The organism is Klebsiella sp. HMSC16C06 (assembly GCF_001808325.1).
Lineage (GTDB): Bacteria > Pseudomonadota > Gammaproteobacteria > Enterobacterales > Enterobacteriaceae > Klebsiella > Klebsiella variicola.
This window is the reverse complement of the sequence record NZ_KV793001.1, coordinates 17,748-33,618: the sequence shown is the minus strand read 5'-3', so window position 1 is coordinate 33,618 and position 15,871 is coordinate 17,748. Positions and strand designations below refer to the sequence as shown.

20 protein-coding genes and 1 pseudogene are annotated in these 15,871 nt (G+C 53.5%); 5 read left to right on the top strand and 16 right to left on the bottom strand.

The window, feature by feature from the left end; all coding sequences use genetic code 11:
• Positions 1-22 precede the first annotated feature (22 nt).
• On the bottom strand, positions 23-907 hold the full coding sequence (locus HMPREF3142_RS13225) for an ABC transporter six-transmembrane domain-containing protein (protein ID WP_070612132.1): 885 nt from the start codon (positions 905-907) through the stop codon (positions 23-25).
• Between the two features lie 229 nt (positions 908-1,136).
• Entirely contained in the window at positions 1,137-1,526 is a 390-nt protein-coding gene (locus tag HMPREF3142_RS27895; RefSeq protein ID WP_046620353.1) for a colistin resistant protein CrrC, read from the bottom strand.
• A gap of 282 nt (positions 1,527-1,808) precedes the next feature.
• On the opposite strand from HMPREF3142_RS27895, the gene HMPREF3142_RS13220 reads away from it, so the two are divergent.
• A complete protein-coding gene (locus HMPREF3142_RS13220; protein ID WP_032431070.1) occupies positions 1,809-2,513 on the top strand; it encodes a response regulator in 705 nt (234 codons plus the stop codon).
• Positions 2,510-3,571, top strand: a complete 1,062-nt coding sequence (gene ccrB, locus HMPREF3142_RS13215; RefSeq protein ID WP_023318488.1) for a HAMP domain-containing histidine kinase CrrB — start codon at positions 2,510-2,512, stop codon at positions 3,569-3,571. The genes HMPREF3142_RS13220 and ccrB overlap by 4 nt, the downstream gene beginning before the upstream one ends.
• Here the strand turns inward: ccrB and HMPREF3142_RS13210 are convergent.
• The 5 genes and pseudogenes from HMPREF3142_RS13210 to HMPREF3142_RS13190 form a co-directional block, all read right to left on the bottom strand.
• Entirely contained in the window at positions 3,568-4,503 is a 936-nt protein-coding gene (locus HMPREF3142_RS13210) for an ATP-grasp fold amidoligase family protein (RefSeq protein WP_070612131.1), read from the bottom strand. The two genes, ccrB and HMPREF3142_RS13210, sit on opposite strands and share 4 nt — an antisense overlap.
• Before the next feature lie 236 nt (positions 4,504-4,739).
• Positions 4,740-5,777: a S66 family peptidase gene (locus HMPREF3142_RS13205; RefSeq protein ID WP_070612130.1), complete on the bottom strand. Its 1,038-nt coding sequence runs from the start codon at positions 5,775-5,777 to the stop codon at positions 4,740-4,742.
• 176 nt (positions 5,778-5,953) lie between these two features.
• Positions 5,954-6,316: a TonB family protein gene (locus HMPREF3142_RS13200; protein ID WP_070612129.1), complete on the bottom strand. Its 363-nt coding sequence runs from the start codon at positions 6,314-6,316 to the stop codon at positions 5,954-5,956.
• 204 nt (positions 6,317-6,520) lie between these two features.
• A pseudogene (locus HMPREF3142_RS13195) lies at positions 6,521-7,027 on the bottom strand (dihydrodipicolinate synthase family protein); the annotation flags it as partial.
• Between the two features lie 32 nt (positions 7,028-7,059).
• Positions 7,060-7,755: a B3/B4 domain-containing protein gene (locus HMPREF3142_RS13190; RefSeq protein WP_070612127.1), complete on the bottom strand. Its 696-nt coding sequence runs from the start codon at positions 7,753-7,755 to the stop codon at positions 7,060-7,062.
• 43 nt (positions 7,756-7,798) lie between these two features.
• Between HMPREF3142_RS13190 and HMPREF3142_RS13185 the strand changes: the two genes are divergently transcribed.
• From HMPREF3142_RS13185 to HMPREF3142_RS27890, 3 genes are all read left to right on the top strand, one after another.
• Complete coding sequence (locus HMPREF3142_RS13185; RefSeq protein WP_022066437.1) at positions 7,799-8,401, top strand: helix-turn-helix domain-containing protein; 603 nt, start codon at positions 7,799-7,801, stop codon at positions 8,399-8,401.
• A 62-nt stretch (positions 8,402-8,463) separates the two neighbouring features.
• Positions 8,464-8,925 (top strand): GNAT family N-acetyltransferase, encoded by a 462-nt coding sequence (locus HMPREF3142_RS13180; protein WP_023322784.1) that lies wholly within the window; start codon positions 8,464-8,466, stop codon positions 8,923-8,925.
• A gap of 138 nt (positions 8,926-9,063) precedes the next feature.
• Positions 9,064-9,468 carry a GNAT family N-acetyltransferase gene (locus HMPREF3142_RS27890; protein WP_306426481.1) on the top strand — a complete coding sequence of 135 codons (405 nt, stop codon included), beginning with the start codon at positions 9,064-9,066 and terminating at the stop codon, positions 9,466-9,468.
• 265 nt (positions 9,469-9,733) lie between these two features.
• On the opposite strand, the gene ccmI is transcribed toward HMPREF3142_RS27890, so the two are convergent.
• From ccmI to HMPREF3142_RS29870, 9 genes are all read right to left on the bottom strand, one after another.
• A complete protein-coding gene (gene ccmI, locus HMPREF3142_RS13175; RefSeq protein ID WP_048268516.1) occupies positions 9,734-10,576 on the bottom strand; it encodes a c-type cytochrome biogenesis protein CcmI in 843 nt (280 codons plus the stop codon).
• Positions 10,573-11,019 carry a cytochrome c-type biogenesis protein gene (locus HMPREF3142_RS13170; RefSeq protein WP_014599186.1) on the bottom strand — a complete coding sequence of 149 codons (447 nt, stop codon included), beginning with the start codon at positions 11,017-11,019 and terminating at the stop codon, positions 10,573-10,575. The genes ccmI and HMPREF3142_RS13170 overlap by 4 nt, the downstream gene beginning before the upstream one ends.
• An 11-nt stretch (positions 11,020-11,030) precedes the next feature.
• Positions 11,031-11,585, bottom strand: a complete 555-nt coding sequence (locus tag HMPREF3142_RS13165; protein ID WP_008804532.1) for a DsbE family thiol:disulfide interchange protein — start codon at positions 11,583-11,585, stop codon at positions 11,031-11,033.
• On the bottom strand, positions 11,582-13,534 hold the full coding sequence (locus HMPREF3142_RS13160) for a heme lyase CcmF/NrfE family subunit (RefSeq protein WP_023297787.1): 1,953 nt from the start codon (positions 13,532-13,534) through the stop codon (positions 11,582-11,584). Before HMPREF3142_RS13160 ends, HMPREF3142_RS13165 begins: the two co-directional genes overlap by 4 nt.
• Positions 13,531-13,989, bottom strand: coding sequence for a cytochrome c maturation protein CcmE (ccmE, locus tag HMPREF3142_RS13155; RefSeq protein ID WP_004143391.1), 459 nt, complete (start codon positions 13,987-13,989; stop codon positions 13,531-13,533). The genes HMPREF3142_RS13160 and ccmE overlap by 4 nt, the downstream gene beginning before the upstream one ends.
• Entirely contained in the window at positions 13,973-14,203 is a 231-nt protein-coding gene (gene ccmD / locus HMPREF3142_RS13150) for a heme exporter protein CcmD (protein WP_002908220.1), read from the bottom strand. Before ccmD ends, ccmE begins: the two co-directional genes overlap by 17 nt.
• Positions 14,200-14,937, bottom strand: a complete 738-nt coding sequence (locus tag HMPREF3142_RS13145; protein WP_008804529.1) for a heme ABC transporter permease — start codon at positions 14,935-14,937, stop codon at positions 14,200-14,202. The genes ccmD and HMPREF3142_RS13145 overlap by 4 nt, the downstream gene beginning before the upstream one ends.
• Positions 14,938-14,986: 49 nt before the next feature.
• Positions 14,987-15,646: a heme exporter protein CcmB gene (gene ccmB, locus HMPREF3142_RS13140; protein ID WP_064171610.1), complete on the bottom strand. Its 660-nt coding sequence runs from the start codon at positions 15,644-15,646 to the stop codon at positions 14,987-14,989.
• Positions 15,643-15,871 (bottom strand): AAA family ATPase (locus HMPREF3142_RS29870; protein ID WP_416376789.1); only part of this gene is annotated, 229 nt, incomplete at its 5' end. The genes ccmB and HMPREF3142_RS29870, both read right to left, overlap by 4 nt.

The window sequence follows — 15,871 nt, the reverse complement described above, 5'->3', positions numbered from 1 at the left end:
TCAACATACAAAGGGTAAAAGTTCAGCATGGTTTTCCTGATAAAGAGGTCTCACCGTCAGTCGAAACCCGTTTACCGATATCCCTGAGCTGGGAAAATTTCTCAAGAAGTTGTGGTGCGTCATCCAGGCTTGTTGCAAACATCCACATATAGGTCATGACGGAATAAATATGTCCGGCATTAATTCCGGATTCCATGCTCATCCTGATAATGGTCATGGAAAAGAGAGCAGAAACCAGAAGGCCTATTGATAAATATCCCCATGCCTCTCTGTCGGATAACACCACGCGCAGACGGGCAAGTGTGTCATAATGTCGCTTAAGAGCACCAAAAGACGCCTTATTAACATAATCGACCTCTTTCTCAAGGCGATTATTCAGCCGTCTGTAGAATGTCTCATTTTTGCTGGCATAGCTTGAGACAAAACACATCAGTATTGCCACGATGATCAAACAGGCTATACCTGTCCAGAATTCAATCCATAACAGCATAATTGCTGCGCCGAAAAGGGAAATGATCGAGGTGATCAATACGGGCAGGTGCAACTCGAAGAAATCTACAAATTCACGTGATAGAGTGACTCTCGCAGCAATAGTCGAGTGATTAAGTGAATATTTTCGCTGGGATAATACTACAGTCACAGCAAGACTTGCGTAGATACGTGCAAACGTTCGCGTATCGACACTACGTCTGGCGGCTCCCATGCACCACATGAACAGAACCATCAGGCCATAAAGGGCCGCATGTGACGTCTGTCCGCCCAGGATGGCATTTATCGCCATGCCTGCCAGAACGGGGTAGAGCAGGAATGCAACGTTTTCAGCAATAACCAGCATGAAAGTAATACACAATTTCTTTCTGTGCCGCCAGGCAAGTCTCTTAAGTGAGATAGCAACCCCGGGGGCCATAGGTTTGTCGTTGCCTTTATAAATCATGATAAATTATATTAAACATCTGTGTGTAAAGGGTTCTGCAGTTGGTTTATTATGTCAGCTAAGTGAAACGAGACAGCAGAAAAGAGCAGTCATAAATCCATGTGCTAAGTGTAACGTGATGATGTCAATCGTGAATGGATGTTTTATGGAGGATATGTGTACTCACTCCTGAGGTTATGTATCATGTTGACATTGCATAATATCAAACCATTCTTATACATAAACATAAAGGTAGTCCGCAAAAGAAAACCATTAAAAAAAATTCATAATAAAAAACAAAATCATAGATATCTGGAAAAGTATTCAAAAGCAGATGCAATACAATGATGGTGTGTATAAACAGTAAAATCAGACCGAATGTTATTACGATGAAATTTTTAAAAACTCCAGGTTTTTTCTGAATAATAAATGATAATGCTGTAATGATTATCAAAACACGAATCAGTAATGATGAGGGTAATGTGGATTCTACTTTTTCATTAATTGAATGCACAAGGTAAAGCCAGGTAGATAACAACCCATATGAAACGATGCAAAATAAAAGTGAGGCCATCAAATTCTCGCGCCGGAAAAAACATTTAGTCAACACCATAAAACTCCTAAGACAAAGTACATATTGCATGAAACACTTAACCTGGTTGTAGATTATCACTTAGCGATGTTGATTAATTATTTATAAAATGTGTAGTGAATATGGAGAGCATGGCTGGTAAAATTTAAGGATAATTTCCCGATGAACTTTTCCAAAAAAAACCTGTCAAAAGACATTAAATTGAAAATTAATGTTTGTAATTGAGTTAAAGAACTTTAAGCATGACGATAAAAGTGCTTTCAGGGTAAAATGCATGTTGTCATCAGCACTGTGGAAGAAAATATGAACAACAACAATCTGATTATCGTCGCAGAAGACGATGATGACATCGCTGCCATACTGACAGGCTATTTACGTAAGGCAGGTATGAAAACCTTAAGAGCCGAAGACGGTGAGCAGGCAATCAATCTTACCCGTCTGAACAAGCCTGATCTCCTGCTATTGGACATCCACCTGCCCGTGTACGATGGCTGGAATGTTCTCACCACGTTAAGAAAGGAAACGAATGTACCGGTCATCATGGTGACAGCACTGGATCAAGACGTTGATAAACTGATGGGGCTACGGCTCGGGGCTGACGACTATGTGATAAAACCCTTCAATCCATCTGAGGTTATTGCCAGGGTTGAAGCAGTGCTTCGCAGAACCAGACCGGTTGCAGAGTCTACACATTCACGGCCTTTAAGAACGCCTTTTTTAACGATTTATCCTGATGAGTTTTACGTTGAAATCACTGCACAAGGTGAGGTTTCCACGCCAGTATTAACCACCACTGAGTTTAAACTTTTAACCTATCTGGCGAGAAACCCGAGAAAAGTCTGTTCACGTGAAGAGTTACTCGATGCGTGTTTACCTGAGGGAGACTCGCTGGATCGTACTGTAGACAGTCATATGAGTAAACTTCGGAAAAAGCTTGAACATGCCGGATTGAGGGGCATTCCGGAAAGCATCCGAGGATTAGGCTACCGGTTGGGTGACAAAAAATGAACAAAGAAACAATTCTGAGCCGTCAGATTTTGACATATATGTTGTTGTTAACGTTTGTTATTATTGCCATTGCAATACTCGGTTCCTACTTATTTTATAGTTTCCTGATTTATTACCTGCCGGGTGGAATGAACGAAGGTAGTGAAGATGCTATGACATTCCTTGACTGGATGTGGATTCTGATGGCGTCCATTACCAGTCTGGTCGTTGCACTTTTCTTTACCGTAAAGCTGTCTGCAAGAATATTCAACCCACTGAATGACGTTGCATACAGCCTGAAACAAATCTCTCGGGGGAACCTTAGTGCCAGAGCATTTAACAGCAGTTCTAAGTTGGGAGAGATGAATAGGCTCGTCAATGACTTTAATGAGATGGCTGAAAAGTTACAGACGCTGGATGCGCAGCGAAATTTATGGAATGCTGCAATTGCTCATGAACTCCGGACGCCGGTGACTATCTTACGTGGGAGGCTTCAGGGACTGGTTGACGGCGTTTTCGAACCAGAACCGTCGTTATTCAGAAACCTTCTTAAACAAACTGAAGGTCTGACCAACTTAATTGAGGATCTCCGCGTCGTGAGTTCGTCAGGAGGAGCAGGATACTCCTTGATGCTGAGTGAAGTCGATCTCAAGGCCACGATTTCAAATGCGCTTGATACCTTTTGGCCGGACTTTGATAAAAAGCATTTCAAAATTGTCACTGAGATTAACCATCAGTATTGCGTTTGCGATCCCTTACGCATTATTCAGTGCCTCACCGTTCTTTTTGATAATGCCTTGAAATATTCCACATCACAAACGCTTTTAATAAAAAATGGTATTACAGGAAACGATAATTTTATTATCGTTCAGGACAAAGGACCTGGAATTCCTGAAGAACTCCAGAAGTCCTTATTCCAGCCTTTTCAACGAGGAGAATACGCCAAAAATATTAATCCAGAGGGCTGTGGTTTAGGGTTGTCGGTAGTTAAAGCCATTATGTGCGCCCACGGCGGAGACGTTAGCTATAGTTTAACACCAGAAAATGGCTCACTTTTCAAACTCTCATGGCCTGTTTAAGGGCATGAATACACAGGCTCGATCGAACCTGTTTTAGCAACAGACAGATCCCACATACTGCCGAGTTTTGCGTCCCAAATTGATGGGGTGATTTTAAGTTTGCCTCTTTTGGGACTTAATGTTATTTCGCTGAAATAGATATCATCTCCTTTTAGCATAAGATCGACGCGGCAGTAGTCTATTTCTTTTGCTAAGTCCTGGGCGGCAATAACGGATTTATGAAATGATTCTGGTTCATCAACCGGCAATGGCGTGTTTGGGTATTCCATCTGAAAGGGTTGTAAATTCCACGCTTTGTCATAAACGTTAATGAATTCGTTTCCATCGCTGTCAGTAAAGTCGGCCTCGATAAAACATGCCACACCGTGAAAGCAATGTATTCTTATCATTTCCGGAGTTATATTCCGGTGTTTACTGGAAAATAGATCCAGATACATTTCGCATAGGATCACGGGTGGTATGTTTTTATACTGCCATTCTCGGGTCGTATAATACATATTCTTTTTAAGAGATAGTTTTAATTTGCTTTTAACCTTAGCGGGATCAATATTCGTTTTATCCGTGCATATGACCGCGCTACCACTATCATGATTGCATTTCAAAACAAATTTTGAGGGAAGTTTGTCGAAATCAATATCATCAACTCTGTTATAAACACCTACTAAAGGAATAAGCTTAATTAAATTAGTCCGTTTCTCAACATACTGCCTGACCAGAAGTTTATCAGCAAGCAATGTATAAAATGGGTTGTGGATAAATAAAATGCGATGGCAAATTTTCTCATTAAGCGTTACAGGGTTGAGTAAATCCGGATATGTGCCAGATATTTCTCTTAACCTGTCTGCATGAAATGAAATGTCATTAGTCAAAATTGCTCTGCATTTTCTCAACAAATATTCAATGTATTTGATTTGATAGTTTATTTTGTTCATAACGCCTCCGGTTCAGAAAGGAAATTCTGACAGAGGTTTGTTGATTTATTTTTTGCAAATTATGGAGAGTATATGGACCGACTTGCTTCTTTATTAACAGAAATTAATCCGGACCATTGTCCGCGCCTTGCACGAATCGGAAAAGTTAACTGCACTGAAGATCCGCTCTGAACGAAGAGCGGATCTTCAGTGCAAAAGAACAGCAAGGCCCGCCTTTGTGATTAATACTGCCTTATCTACAACTGCTGAGTTACCCAGCTACCATTTTCAGCGAAAAATACCGTCGCATCGGCTCCATTTACCAGGGATATTTGAGGAGGCATGTGACCAATATCAACATCATAGAGTACGGGCACGGCAATATTCTCAAAAGCGGCCTTAAGGGCATCCTGATAATTATGTTTAGTCGGGTCGCTTACGTCGGGTGCAGCACTTCTGCCGATAAGAACACCATTTAAGTTATCAAACCAACCCTGTAATCGTAAGCTAAATAATGCGCGTGTAAATTCACAGGGAGCCATTTCCACATTTTCAAAATAGAGGATTATTCCTTGAGGGCTATTGCTCGCCTTGAACAAGGGCACATTCCCGAATGGTGTACCTGCTAACCTGGATATTATTTCGAGGCAGCCGCCGATCAGTTTCCCGCTGAATGTCAGAGAAGATGTAACACCATCAAGGCGTTTCCACTGTGTTTTTTGGGTCAGATTGAAACCTCCGTCTGACGCTGTTCCCCATTGATTTTCATCCGCTTGAAATGCTGTTGAAGAGTACTGTTTGATTACAGTTCCCCGATTCGATTCCAGAATTTCCCATACGGCCTGAGTGGTGGCATCTAACTTTTGAGCGCCAAGATCCATGAGGTTCGGCCCATGCAAAGTAGCCCAGCCCGATATCGTCGTCAGTGGGAAATGAAGTGTACTAAGATCTGAAAAGCCCACAAACCATTTTGGTTTAGACCGGGACAACAGATCAAAATCAATCAAATCAAGTAATTCCATCGCCAAATCACCGCCCCAAGGTGGCATAACAGCTTTTATATCTGGGTCAGTAAGATAAGACATTAATTCTTCAACGCGAGAAAATTTAGTGGCGCTTTTATTTTTGTGCTGCGAGCGTAAGCAGCGTCCTTCGCGGACCTGGTAACCTCTTTTCTTTAGGTTTTTTATGGCGAGTTCCAGTCTGGGATGCAGATGTTCAGGTACGCCAGAAGAGGGAGCGGTTACACCAATAACATCTCCTGGAGCCAGCCTGGGTGGAAAGAGGATACTCATGGATAGATCCTTTTCAGAACATATAATTCCATAATCCATAAATAAAGCCAGGATGTAAAATCAACAGGCAAACACTCCGCTTGTTTTTTCTGTGAACCTAAAAAAGGTCTGCTCATGGCACCCAAGGAACTTTACCGGCGTAGATGATGCGTAAGGCGACTAATCCTCAAAAGTGCTTACTGCTTATTCGCGGGACCGCCGGCTGATTTGGGTTGGATCTTGACGACTACTCTTTTAGCTATTCCCGGTTTCCCCTTTTCAAAGCGCCATTTACTCATCATTTTCTCGATGATTTTATGTTCAAACTCCGGAGTCGTTGTCGATTCCAGTATCTTAACATTCTGAACTCTGCCATCTGAATCAACATCATACTGAATCCGCAGAGCATTCGGCAGGAGGTTTCCGTTCTTATCATGAGTGGTAATTGCTGTGTTTGCAGAGGAAATGCTGCCTGAAGCTGTGCTGGCGCTGGCCGGTATACCGGCGCAGAGTGCCAGGAACAATGGCAGAATCAGGGTGAATAGTCTGATAGCTTGCATAAATCGTCCGAATTCCAAAATTAACCATGAATCTTCACGTTACCAACGGCGCGAGTGACAGGCTACCAGATGAAATGATCAGTGAATACCGCGTCTTCAGCGGCAATCCCTTTGACCTCCTTACCAGGCGCTTCGTACCACATCCATTCCCGGGGTCGTTTCGCTATCAGGACTAGTGGGAGCTGAGCGAGTATATCAACGATTCCTTTGCCAGCTGTCAGCTACGCTGTCCGGCTCGTCAGGGAACATGACCGAGCTAACACCCTTAAGTGATGAGAGACGACCATGGAGTTCGTCCGTAAAGGTAAAATGCGTCGTGCCCGGATTATCAGAGATACACACTGGTACAGACAGGTGCCGGGTAACGGTCTCGAAGCGTGAGAAGACTTCGTCGTCACGGAGTGACTGGTAGCTGACCGCCGGGAGTAACAGGACATTCGCGCCAGCTGCCTGGGCATCATCAGCCAGATGCAGAATGGCGTCGATACGGACCGCTCCCACACAGACCATAACCGGGATGTCCCCGGCATGCTGTTTTGCCAGAGTGGCTACGCGCTTGCGCTGCTCCCGGGTCAGATAGGCGTAGCGTGCGGTTGACCCCAGGATGCCCATAGAATCAACCCGAGCATCTGTACGGCGGGAAAGCATATGGCTGAACCCCTTTTCATCCACGCCGCTGGCGGCTATTGGGGTTAATGGAAACGCCGATAACCGCTAAACATACCTGTTTCTCCTGAAGGATATTACTGCTGTTGTTCTTCGATGAGAGCAACGTCAAACCACAGGCCGGGCATCATTTTTTCCAGACCGTCGGTCAGCATCTTCCCGGCTTCGTGCAGTTTCTCCAGCGGCATCTGCGGCAGGCTTTCCAGAATGAACCACATTTGCTGAGCGTCCACGCCCAGACGGGTTCTGATCCCCTGTCGCCAGTTCCAGCGGCGGCAGGTCGCGCCGGTATCATCACACCAGATAACTTCTCCTTGTGAAGGATAATCAACGGCCGTTTCACCCTCTTTGACGGTATCAAAAGGCTCTGTTCCGTTTGCCACAGCCAGACGTGGTGAACCCTGATAGGCAGAGATATTCTCCCCACCAACCGGTACGGCGTAGCGGAGGCTCACGGCGTTATAAAGATCAACGATGGGATCGAGCGCGGGCATCGTTCCGTCACGTAATACGCGCTTACGTAACGCATCAGCTGAGCAAGGGGTGCGTTTAGGTTTAGCACCAAACTTTTGAAAAACGTCGGCCCAGGCTGTCAGATGAGATCCCGCCCATTCCGGTTCGCCGGCCAGAACGGCTTCACAGGCTTCCCGCAGCGCGATTTCTCCAGCGTCGGGATGAAGCACTGGCGCAGCTTTTACGCAGATACTGAGTGCCCGAAAACCTGGGGCAATACGATAAATTTCAGGGGCAATTGACGGAGAGACGGTTAACACGTGATAATCCTTTAATGACTAATTTATTCTATGATAATGACCGATGACCAAAAAAGTCAATTTAATGACCGATGCAAATGCTATCGTCAACACGGTGAATGAAGCCGTATCTCAGCGAATTAAACAGTATCGTAAGCAAAAGAAAATCTCCCTCGATGAACTCTCCCGTCGAGCCGGCGTCAGCAAGGGAGCGCTGGTTGAGATAGAGGGATGCCGGGCCAATCCCAGCATTGCCCTGTTATGCCGCCTGGCTACCGCGATGGGGGTTTCGGTGGCTGATTTTGTGGATGTCAGTTCCAAACCGACTGTGCATCTCATTGCTGAAGATGAGATCCCAGAATTGTGGGAAGGTGAAAAAGGCGGGAGAGCAAGACTGCTCGCAGGGTCGGGTGGGCCTGATATGACCGAGCTCTGGATGTGGGAAATGCAGCCGGGGGAAAAGTTTGCTTCACCGGGCCACACGGAAGGAACGCTTGAACTGTTTTATGTTCAGTCGGGCATGCTCACATTGGGGGTAAAGGACCATTTGTATCGGGTAAAAACCGGCTGTTCGGCAACGGCCAGAACGGACGTTCCTCATTTCTACGAAAACCAGGGGGAGAGCCCGCTGGTATTTATCATGACAGTACATGAGAAAACATCCTGAGTGGTTGCCCGGTATGCCTGTAGGGCTTGTCTCATCAAAGCAAGTTTGCAAGGAGTCGTTTAGTGGATAATCAGCATCTGCGTTTTACCCAAGGCCAGTTTACTGTCACAACCGATCCCGCCTTTTTTCAGCAGGAAGCCATTCACGATTACCTCTCGCAATCGTCCTGGGCGCCTGGCATTGATGCTGAAACGGTCAGAATATCAATCCAGAACAGCCTTTGTTTTGCGCTTCTGGATGGAACAAGACAAATCGGCTTCGCCCGTCTGGTCACCGACTATGCCACTTTTGGTTATTTGTGCGACGTCTACGTGCTGAACGAGTATCAGAAAAGTGGTCTTGGTCGTTGGCTGATTGAATGCTGTCACGCCCATCCCGTGATGTCACGCCTGCGACGGATAATGCTGGTAACCTCTAGCGCGCCCTGGCTCTACCAGAAGCTGGGGTATAACCCATTGAACCAACCTGATTTTGTCTGGCAAATCAATCGACCCGATATTTATCGTAAACCCGGGCAAAAGTAAGACTATTTTTTGAGAGTAATGATAAATGTTAATCCGTAGGGCCCGTCCCTCTGATGCAGAAGAGCTTGCCATTTTAGCCGAACGCACCTTTAGAAAAACGTTTGAGGCGGGTAATACTCAGAAGGATATGGAGCTTCACTGCCAGGCAAGTTATTCAACAGATATTCAGTTGCAAGAAATCCTCAGAGAAGACTGGATTACATTAGTCTGCAATACGAAAGCAAACTGATAGGGTATGCCCAACTGAGGTGGGAAGCATTTCCTCCCTGTGTAAATAGCATTCACGCCGGGGAAATCCTGTGTCTGTATATCGATGAACCTTATCATGGCAAAGGTTTTGCACAAGCGCTGATACACAAGTGCTTTGCTGAATTTGCGGCACAGGGATCGGATATTGTCTGGTTAGGTGTCTGGGAACATAACCCAAGGGCAATCTCTTTTTACCGTAAGCTTGGGTTTACCGAGGTGGGTGAACATATCTTCCAGGTTGGGACAGATCCCCAGAGAGATATCATTATGAAACGCTCAACGGGTGTTAGCTGAACAAACATTACGACGTCCGCTCTGGCACACAGCAGGCGTGATCGACACCAGGAGATGTCACGCGCTAGCGGCTAAGCGTAGCGCCGGCTCGGAAAATCCCGGATGGCGGCGCGTGGCGCCTTATCCGGGCTACGCGGTTGTGCCACTCTTGTGCCGTTATTTTGCCGGGTGGCGGCTGCGCCTGACCCGGCCTACAAAAACAGGGCCGCCCGTACTCTTCTGGTGGCATGCCCCAGGCCCGCGCCTGCGCAGCGCCGCCGGGCTGTTACTGCGCCTGCTGCTGCGCTTGCGCCAGCTGGCGGACGATCGCCTCGCGCCGCGCATCCCCTTCCGGCAGCCGGGCCAGCAACGCCTGCAGGGCTGCCACGGCTTCGGGGTAATCTTCATTACGCACCGCGCTCAGGGCCAGCATCTCCAGCACCGGCAGGCTGGTCGGCTGCCGCTGATGCAGGTCACGCAGCAGCAGCTCGCCCATCCGAACCTGACCGCTATCCCCCGCCCGCACCAGCGCGCTGGCGTAATCGAAAGCCGCCGCCGGGTCATCCGCCGCCAGATAATGCGCCCGGCCAAAGGCGCCGATCGCCGTCTCGCCATCGTTCAACAACAGGCCCAGCCGCCCAAGCAGCTGCCATCCGGGGAGATCGTTCGGGGTATCCTGCAGATGGCTGCGCAGCCCGAGCCGCAGCTCCGCCAGCTCATCCATACGCAGCGGCGCCGCCGTCGGGTCCTTAACCTGCTGCAACAGCGCAGGATAATGCCGTTCAGCCTGCTGCCAGAGCAGCACCTGGCCAATATCGCTGGTTTTCAGATACAGGCCCAGACTCAGAACCACCAGCAGCAGCGCGCCCGGAAGCAGCGCCCAGCGGCTTAGCGGCCGTTCGCCAGGCTGTGCCTGGGGCGGAATATCCGTCAGCAGCGTGCGCTGCAGCTCGACGACCAGCGCCGGGTTGTCCTCGCCGCGCTCCTGCGCCAGCTCCTGCAGGCGCGACTGGTACAGGGCGCGGTTGAGGGTATCGCGGTCTACCGCCCCTTTGCCCGGCCACGGGAAGTACAGCAGCCCCAGCGCGCCAGCCAGCAGCAGCGCGACGATAACCACCAACAGGCTCATCGTTCTTTTCCTTCTTTCAATAATGCCGCCAGCCGCTGGCGCTCTTCGGCGCTGAGCGCCGCGTCAGGAATGTCGCGACGACGCGCGCGGGCGATAATCACCCCCGCGCCCGCCAGCACGAACAGCCCCGGCCCCAGCCACAGCAGCACCGTGCCCGCGGTCAGGGGCGGCTCGTAGCTGACAAAATGACCGTAGCGGGCCACCATATAGTCAACGATCTGCCCTTTCGTTTTCCCCTGCTGCATCAGCTCGTACACCTTCTGCCGCATATCAGCGGCAATCATCGCGTTTGAGTCGGCGATGCTGTTGTTCTGGCATTTCGGGCAGCGCAGCTGGGAGGTGATCTCGCGGAAGGCCTGCTCCTGGGCCTCATCCTTAAACTGCCAGGTGTCGATGGCGGCCCACGCCTGGCCGGTCAGCATCAGCGCCAGCAGGATGACCATTGCACATCTCATCAGCCCGCCCTCCGGTTGTATTGATCCCACAGCGGCTGGAGCTCCTCGCGCCACACCCGTTCGTTCAGGTCGCCGGCGTGCCGCCAGCGGATGATGCCCTGACCGTCGATGAGAAACGTCTCCGGCGCGCCATAGACCCCGAGATCCAGGCCAAGCATGCCGTTGCCATCGTACAGGCTCAGCATGTACGGGTTCCCCAGGCGCTGCAGCCAGCTCATCGCCTTCTGCCGATCGTCTTTGTAGTTCATCCCCACCACCCGCACGCCCTGCTGCGCCAGGCCGTTGAGAAACTGATGCTCGGCGCGACAGGTTGGACACCAGGTGGCCCAGACGTTAAGCAGCAGCGGCTTGCCGTCAATCAGCGTCCGCCGGTCCAGCGTCTGGCCGGGGGTATTCAGCGCTTCAAGGCGAAATTCCGGCAGCGGTTTGCCAATCAGCGCCGACTCGAGGGTCGTCGGGTCATCGCCATCGGCGTTGCGCATCAGTTGCCAGAACAGCGCGGCGGCCAGCGCCAGAAACAGCACCAGCGGGATAAACAGTAGCTTCCGGTTCATGAGGCCTCCTGCAGCTTCTTACGCATCCGGTAGCGCGGGTCGAGCATGCAGCACAGACCGCCGAGGGCCATCAGTACCCCGCCGTACCAGATCCAGCGAACGAACGGTTTATAGTACAGACGCACCGCCCAGCTGCCGTCGCTCAGCTCTTCCCCCAGCGCGGCGTACAGATCGCGGGTCAGCCCGCCGCTGATCGCCGCCTCGGTCATCATCATCCGGCTGGCGGTGTAAAAGCGCTTCTCGGCATACAGCGTCGCTTCCGGGCGGCCGTTGCGGGTCACGGCAATAATGCCTTCGCCGCCGGTCCAGTTGGGGCCGACGATATTGCGCACGCCGTTAAACACAAAGTGATAGTGATGGATATCGATGCTGTCGCCGGGGCGCATCCGTACATCGCGCTCCACGCTGTAGTTCTGGCTGAAGGTGATGCCGATAACGGTCACCGCCACGCCGACGTGACCGAGCACCATCCCCCACTGGCTGCGGGTCAGGGTGCGCAGGCCGCGCCAGAAGCCGTGGCGATGGGTGGCCCGTTCGTGAACCTCCATCAGGGCGAAGATCAGCACCCACAGGGCCATCATCAGGCCTATGACCGCCATGGCGGTGATACGGTCCTGCAGCAGCCACGGCAGCGCCAAAGAAAGTGACAACGTCACCACCAGGGCAATAATCAGGCGTTTAATCTGCCTGGCGACGTCATCGCGCCGCCAGCGGATGAGCGGTCCCAGCCCCAGCAGCAGCGCAAAAGGCGCCATCAGGGCGGTGAACATGGTATTGAAGAACGGCTCGCCAATGGAGATGCTGCCGAGGCCCAGCTCTTTATGCACCAGCGGCAGCAGCGTTCCGAGGAGCACCACCAGCATCGCGGCCATCAGCAAGATATTGTTGCCAAGCAGGAACGACTCGCGCGACCACAGCGTATGTTCCACCCGCGCCCGCACCCGGCCGCCCTTCAGGGCGTACAGCAGCAGCGATCCGCCGATGGCGACAATCAGCAGTACCAGAATAAACAGCCCGCGCGACGGATCCGAGGCGAAGGCATGCACTGAGACCAGCACCCCGGAGCGCACCAGGAAGGTGCCCAGCAGACACAGAGAGAAGGCGGCGATGGCCAGCAGCACCGTCCAGGCGCGGAAACTGCCGCGCTTCTCGGTCACCGCCAGGGAGTGTAGCAGCGCGGTCCCCACCAGCCACGGCATAAACGAGGCGTTTTCCACCGGGTCCCAGAACCACCAGCCGCCCCAGCCCAGTTCGTAATAGGCCCACGCCGAGCCCAGCACGATGCCGAGGGTGAGGAACATCCATGCCGCCTGGGTCCAGGGACGCGACCAGCGCGCCCAGGCAGTATCCAGCCGCCCCGCCAACAGCGAGGCGATGGCAAAGGCGAAAGCCACCGAGAAGCCGACGTAACCCATATAGAGGATCGGCGGATGGAAAATCATGCCGATATCCTGCAACAGGGGATTGAGGTCGCGGCCATCAATGGGGTACTGCGGCAGGCCGCGGCTGAACGGGTTGGAGGTAAAGAGGATAAACAGCAGGAACCCAAAGGCGATCATCCCCATCACCGCCAGCACCCGGGCGACGGCGTCGAGCGGCATCCGGCGGCTGAAGAGGGCGACGGCGAAGGTCCAGACGCTGAGCAGCAGGACCCACAGCAGCAGCGAGCCCTCGTGCGCCCCCCAGGTCGCCGCCACCCGATACCACACCGGCAGCGCGCTGTTAGAGTTTTCCGCCACGTAGCGGACGGTAAAGTCATTGACCACGAAGGCGTGCACCAGCAGCAGGAAGGCGCCGCCGATACAGGCGAACAGCCCACAGGCCAGCGGCCGGGCCAGGGCCATCAGCCGCCGGTCCTGCCGCGCCGCGCCCCACAGGGGATAGACGCTCAGGAGCAGCGCCAGCCCCGCCGCCAGACACAATAAAAAGTTGCCCAGCTCCGGCATCATGGCTGCGCCCCCGTTTTCTCCGGCGTCATGGCGTTTTTCACCTCCGGCGGCGTGTAATTTTCATCATGTTTGGCCAGCACCTGCTGGGCGGTAATATGCCGCTCGCCGTCCAGTACGCCCTGGGCCACCACGCCCTGCCCTTCACGAAACAAGTCCGGCAGAATGCCCTTATAGCTGACGTCCACGACCCCGCGGGCGTCATACAGCTTAAAGCGCACGTCGAGGGTTTGCGGATCGCGCTGCAGAGAGCCCGGCTGAACGTAGCCCCCCACCCGCAGGCGCTGCCCGGTATGCGGCAGTGCCCGGGTTTCGGTTTTGCCGTAGATAATTTCCCCCGGGGTGTAGAACAGATCGATATTGCTGCTCAGGGCGTACAGCGTCAGGCTGACGGTCAGCCCGAGGCCGGCGAGCACCGCCAGCACGATATACAGCCGGGTTTTACGACGCGCTTGCATCCGCGGCCTCCTTGTCGTGTTCGCGGGCGGCAGCGATCCGCCGCTCGCGCGCCTGCTGGCGTCGTACCTCATGAAACAGCGCCCGCCGCGCCCACAGAGTGTGCACTGTCAGCAAGCCAAAGGCGGCGACCGCCACGGCCACCGCCAGCCAGACGTACACGGCATAGCCGCCCATATTCAGGAAGGCGGCGAAAGACGAAAAGGCGGGGCTCATCGGGCAGCTCCTTTATTCACCAGCGCCACCACCCACGGTCGACGGCGCTCCAGCTGCAGGATCAGGTTACGCAGGCGCATCAGGGTCAGCGTGACCGACAGCATGAGGAAGGCAAAGATGCAGATCCGCAGCGGCAGACGCATGCTTGGGTCGATGGTTTGCTGCAGGTTGGTCGAGCCCTGGTGCAGGGTGTTCCACCAGTAGACTGAGTAATGAATGATGGGCAGATTGACCACCCCGACCAGGACGAGGATCCCGGCCGCGCGCCCGGCCAGCCGCCGGTCGTCAAAGGCGTGCCACAGGGCGATGACTCCGGCGTAAAGAAACAGCAGCACCAGCTCTGAGGTCAGGCGGGCGTCCCAGATCCACCAGGTTCCCCACATCGGCTTACCCCATGCCGCGCCGCTGACCAGTGCCACCAGGGTGCAGACCGCCCCCACCGGCGCCAGGGCGGCGATCGCCAGGTCGGCCATTTTGATCTGCCAGACCACCCCGACGAAGGCCGCGACGGCCATCGCCAGGTACAGCCCCATCGACCACATCGCCGCCGGGACGTGAAGGTACATGATCCGATAGCTTTCCCCCTGCTGATAGTCCGCGGGGGCGAAGCCAAAGCCCCACCCCAGGCCGATGACCAGCAACAGCGCGCTCAACGCCGCCAGCCAGGGGATCCAGCATCCGCACAGACGGTACAGCCGCTCGGGGATCGCCAGTTGATGTAACGCTTTCCACATAGACGCTTACTCACACGGTTATGATGGCCGCACCCGCAGGCGCAGCGAATTATTGCACGGTCAGCCGCAGCGCGGCGGCGGTGGCGAACGGGCACAGGGTGGCGCTGGCGGTTAAGAACGCCGCCAGCATCGCCAGATAGCCGCTGACCGGGAGCCCAGCGGCCGCCGCCTGGCAGGCCGCGGTGGCGAAAATCAGCAGCGGCACCACCAGCGGCAGCACCAGCAGGCTCAGCAGGACGCCGCCGCGCTTCAGACCGACCGTCAGGCCAACCCCCACCGCGCCGAGAAAACTGAGCGTCGGGGTGCCGAGCAGCAAGGTCAGCGCCAGCACGCCGGCATCGTGCAGACTCATCCCCAGCAGCAGCGCCGCCAGCGGCGAGACGATCAGCAGCGGCAGGCCGCTCATCATCCAGTGGGCAACCACCTTCACCAGCACAACCGCCACCAGCGGCGTCGGCAGGAGCATCAGTTGCTCCAGGGAACCGTCCTGCCAGTCGTCGCGAAACAACCGATCCATCACCAGCAGCGCCGCCAGCAGCGCGGCGACCCACACCACGCCCGGCGCAATCTGCGCCAGCAGCTGTGGCGCGGCGCCGACGCCGAACGGAAACAGGGTGATGACGATCAGAAAGAACCAGAGCGGATTGAGGATCTCCGCCCCGCTGCGCCACGCCAGGCGCAGTTCCCGGGCCAACAGCGCTCGCATCATTGCCCGCCTCCCGCGTCGCCGCCGAGGCGCAGGGTGCGCAACGGACAGCGCAGCGGCCGCAGCGGCTGATGAGTCGTGAGGATCGCGCTTCCCCCCTGCCGGGCGTGCTGCTCCAGGCGGCGGGTCAGGGTTTCCATCGCCGTGGCGTCGAGCGCGGTGAACGGCTCATCGAGGATCCACAGCGGCGCGTCGGTTAACCACAGGCGGGTCAGCGCCACCCGCCGC

What these genes read in the sequence shown, in the direction of transcription:
- ccmD (WP_002908220.1), bottom strand. Translation starts at nt 14,203, where the DNA reads ATGAGCCCCGCCTTTTCGTCTTTCGCCGCCTTCCTGAATATGGGCGGC.
- ccmE (WP_004143391.1), bottom strand. Translation starts at nt 13,989, where the DNA reads ATGCAAGCGCGTCGTAAAACCCGGCTGTATATCGTGCTGGCGGTGCTC.
- HMPREF3142_RS13145 (WP_008804529.1), bottom strand. Translation starts at nt 14,937, where the DNA reads ATGTGGAAAGCGTTACATCAACTGGCGATCCCCGAGCGGCTGTACCGT.
- HMPREF3142_RS13160 (WP_023297787.1), bottom strand. Translation starts at nt 13,534, where the DNA reads ATGATGCCGGAGCTGGGCAACTTTTTATTGTGTCTGGCGGCGGGGCTG.
- HMPREF3142_RS13220 (WP_032431070.1), top strand. Translation starts at nt 1,809, where the DNA reads ATGAACAACAACAATCTGATTATCGTCGCAGAAGACGATGATGACATC.
- HMPREF3142_RS13185 (WP_022066437.1), top strand. Translation starts at nt 7,799, where the DNA reads ATGACCAAAAAAGTCAATTTAATGACCGATGCAAATGCTATCGTCAAC.
- HMPREF3142_RS13170 (WP_014599186.1), bottom strand. Translation starts at nt 11,019, where the DNA reads ATGGTCATCCTGCTGGCGCTGATGCTGACCGGCCAGGCGTGGGCCGCC.
- HMPREF3142_RS13210 (WP_070612131.1), bottom strand. Translation starts at nt 4,503, where the DNA reads ATGAACAAAATAAACTATCAAATCAAATACATTGAATATTTGTTGAGA.
- ccmB (WP_064171610.1), bottom strand. Translation starts at nt 15,646, where the DNA reads ATGATGCGAGCGCTGTTGGCCCGGGAACTGCGCCTGGCGTGGCGCAGC.
- ccmI (WP_048268516.1), bottom strand. Translation starts at nt 10,576, where the DNA reads ATGAGCCTGTTGGTGGTTATCGTCGCGCTGCTGCTGGCTGGCGCGCTG.
- HMPREF3142_RS13165 (WP_008804532.1), bottom strand. Translation starts at nt 11,585, where the DNA reads ATGAACCGGAAGCTACTGTTTATCCCGCTGGTGCTGTTTCTGGCGCTG.
- HMPREF3142_RS27895 (WP_046620353.1), bottom strand. Translation starts at nt 1,526, where the DNA reads ATGGTGTTGACTAAATGTTTTTTCCGGCGCGAGAATTTGATGGCCTCA.
- HMPREF3142_RS13205 (WP_070612130.1), bottom strand. Translation starts at nt 5,777, where the DNA reads ATGAGTATCCTCTTTCCACCCAGGCTGGCTCCAGGAGATGTTATTGGT.
- ccrB (WP_023318488.1), top strand. Translation starts at nt 2,510, where the DNA reads ATGAACAAAGAAACAATTCTGAGCCGTCAGATTTTGACATATATGTTG.
- HMPREF3142_RS13225 (WP_070612132.1), bottom strand. Translation starts at nt 907, where the DNA reads ATGGCCCCCGGGGTTGCTATCTCACTTAAGAGACTTGCCTGGCGGCAC.
- HMPREF3142_RS13200 (WP_070612129.1), bottom strand. Translation starts at nt 6,316, where the DNA reads ATGCAAGCTATCAGACTATTCACCCTGATTCTGCCATTGTTCCTGGCA.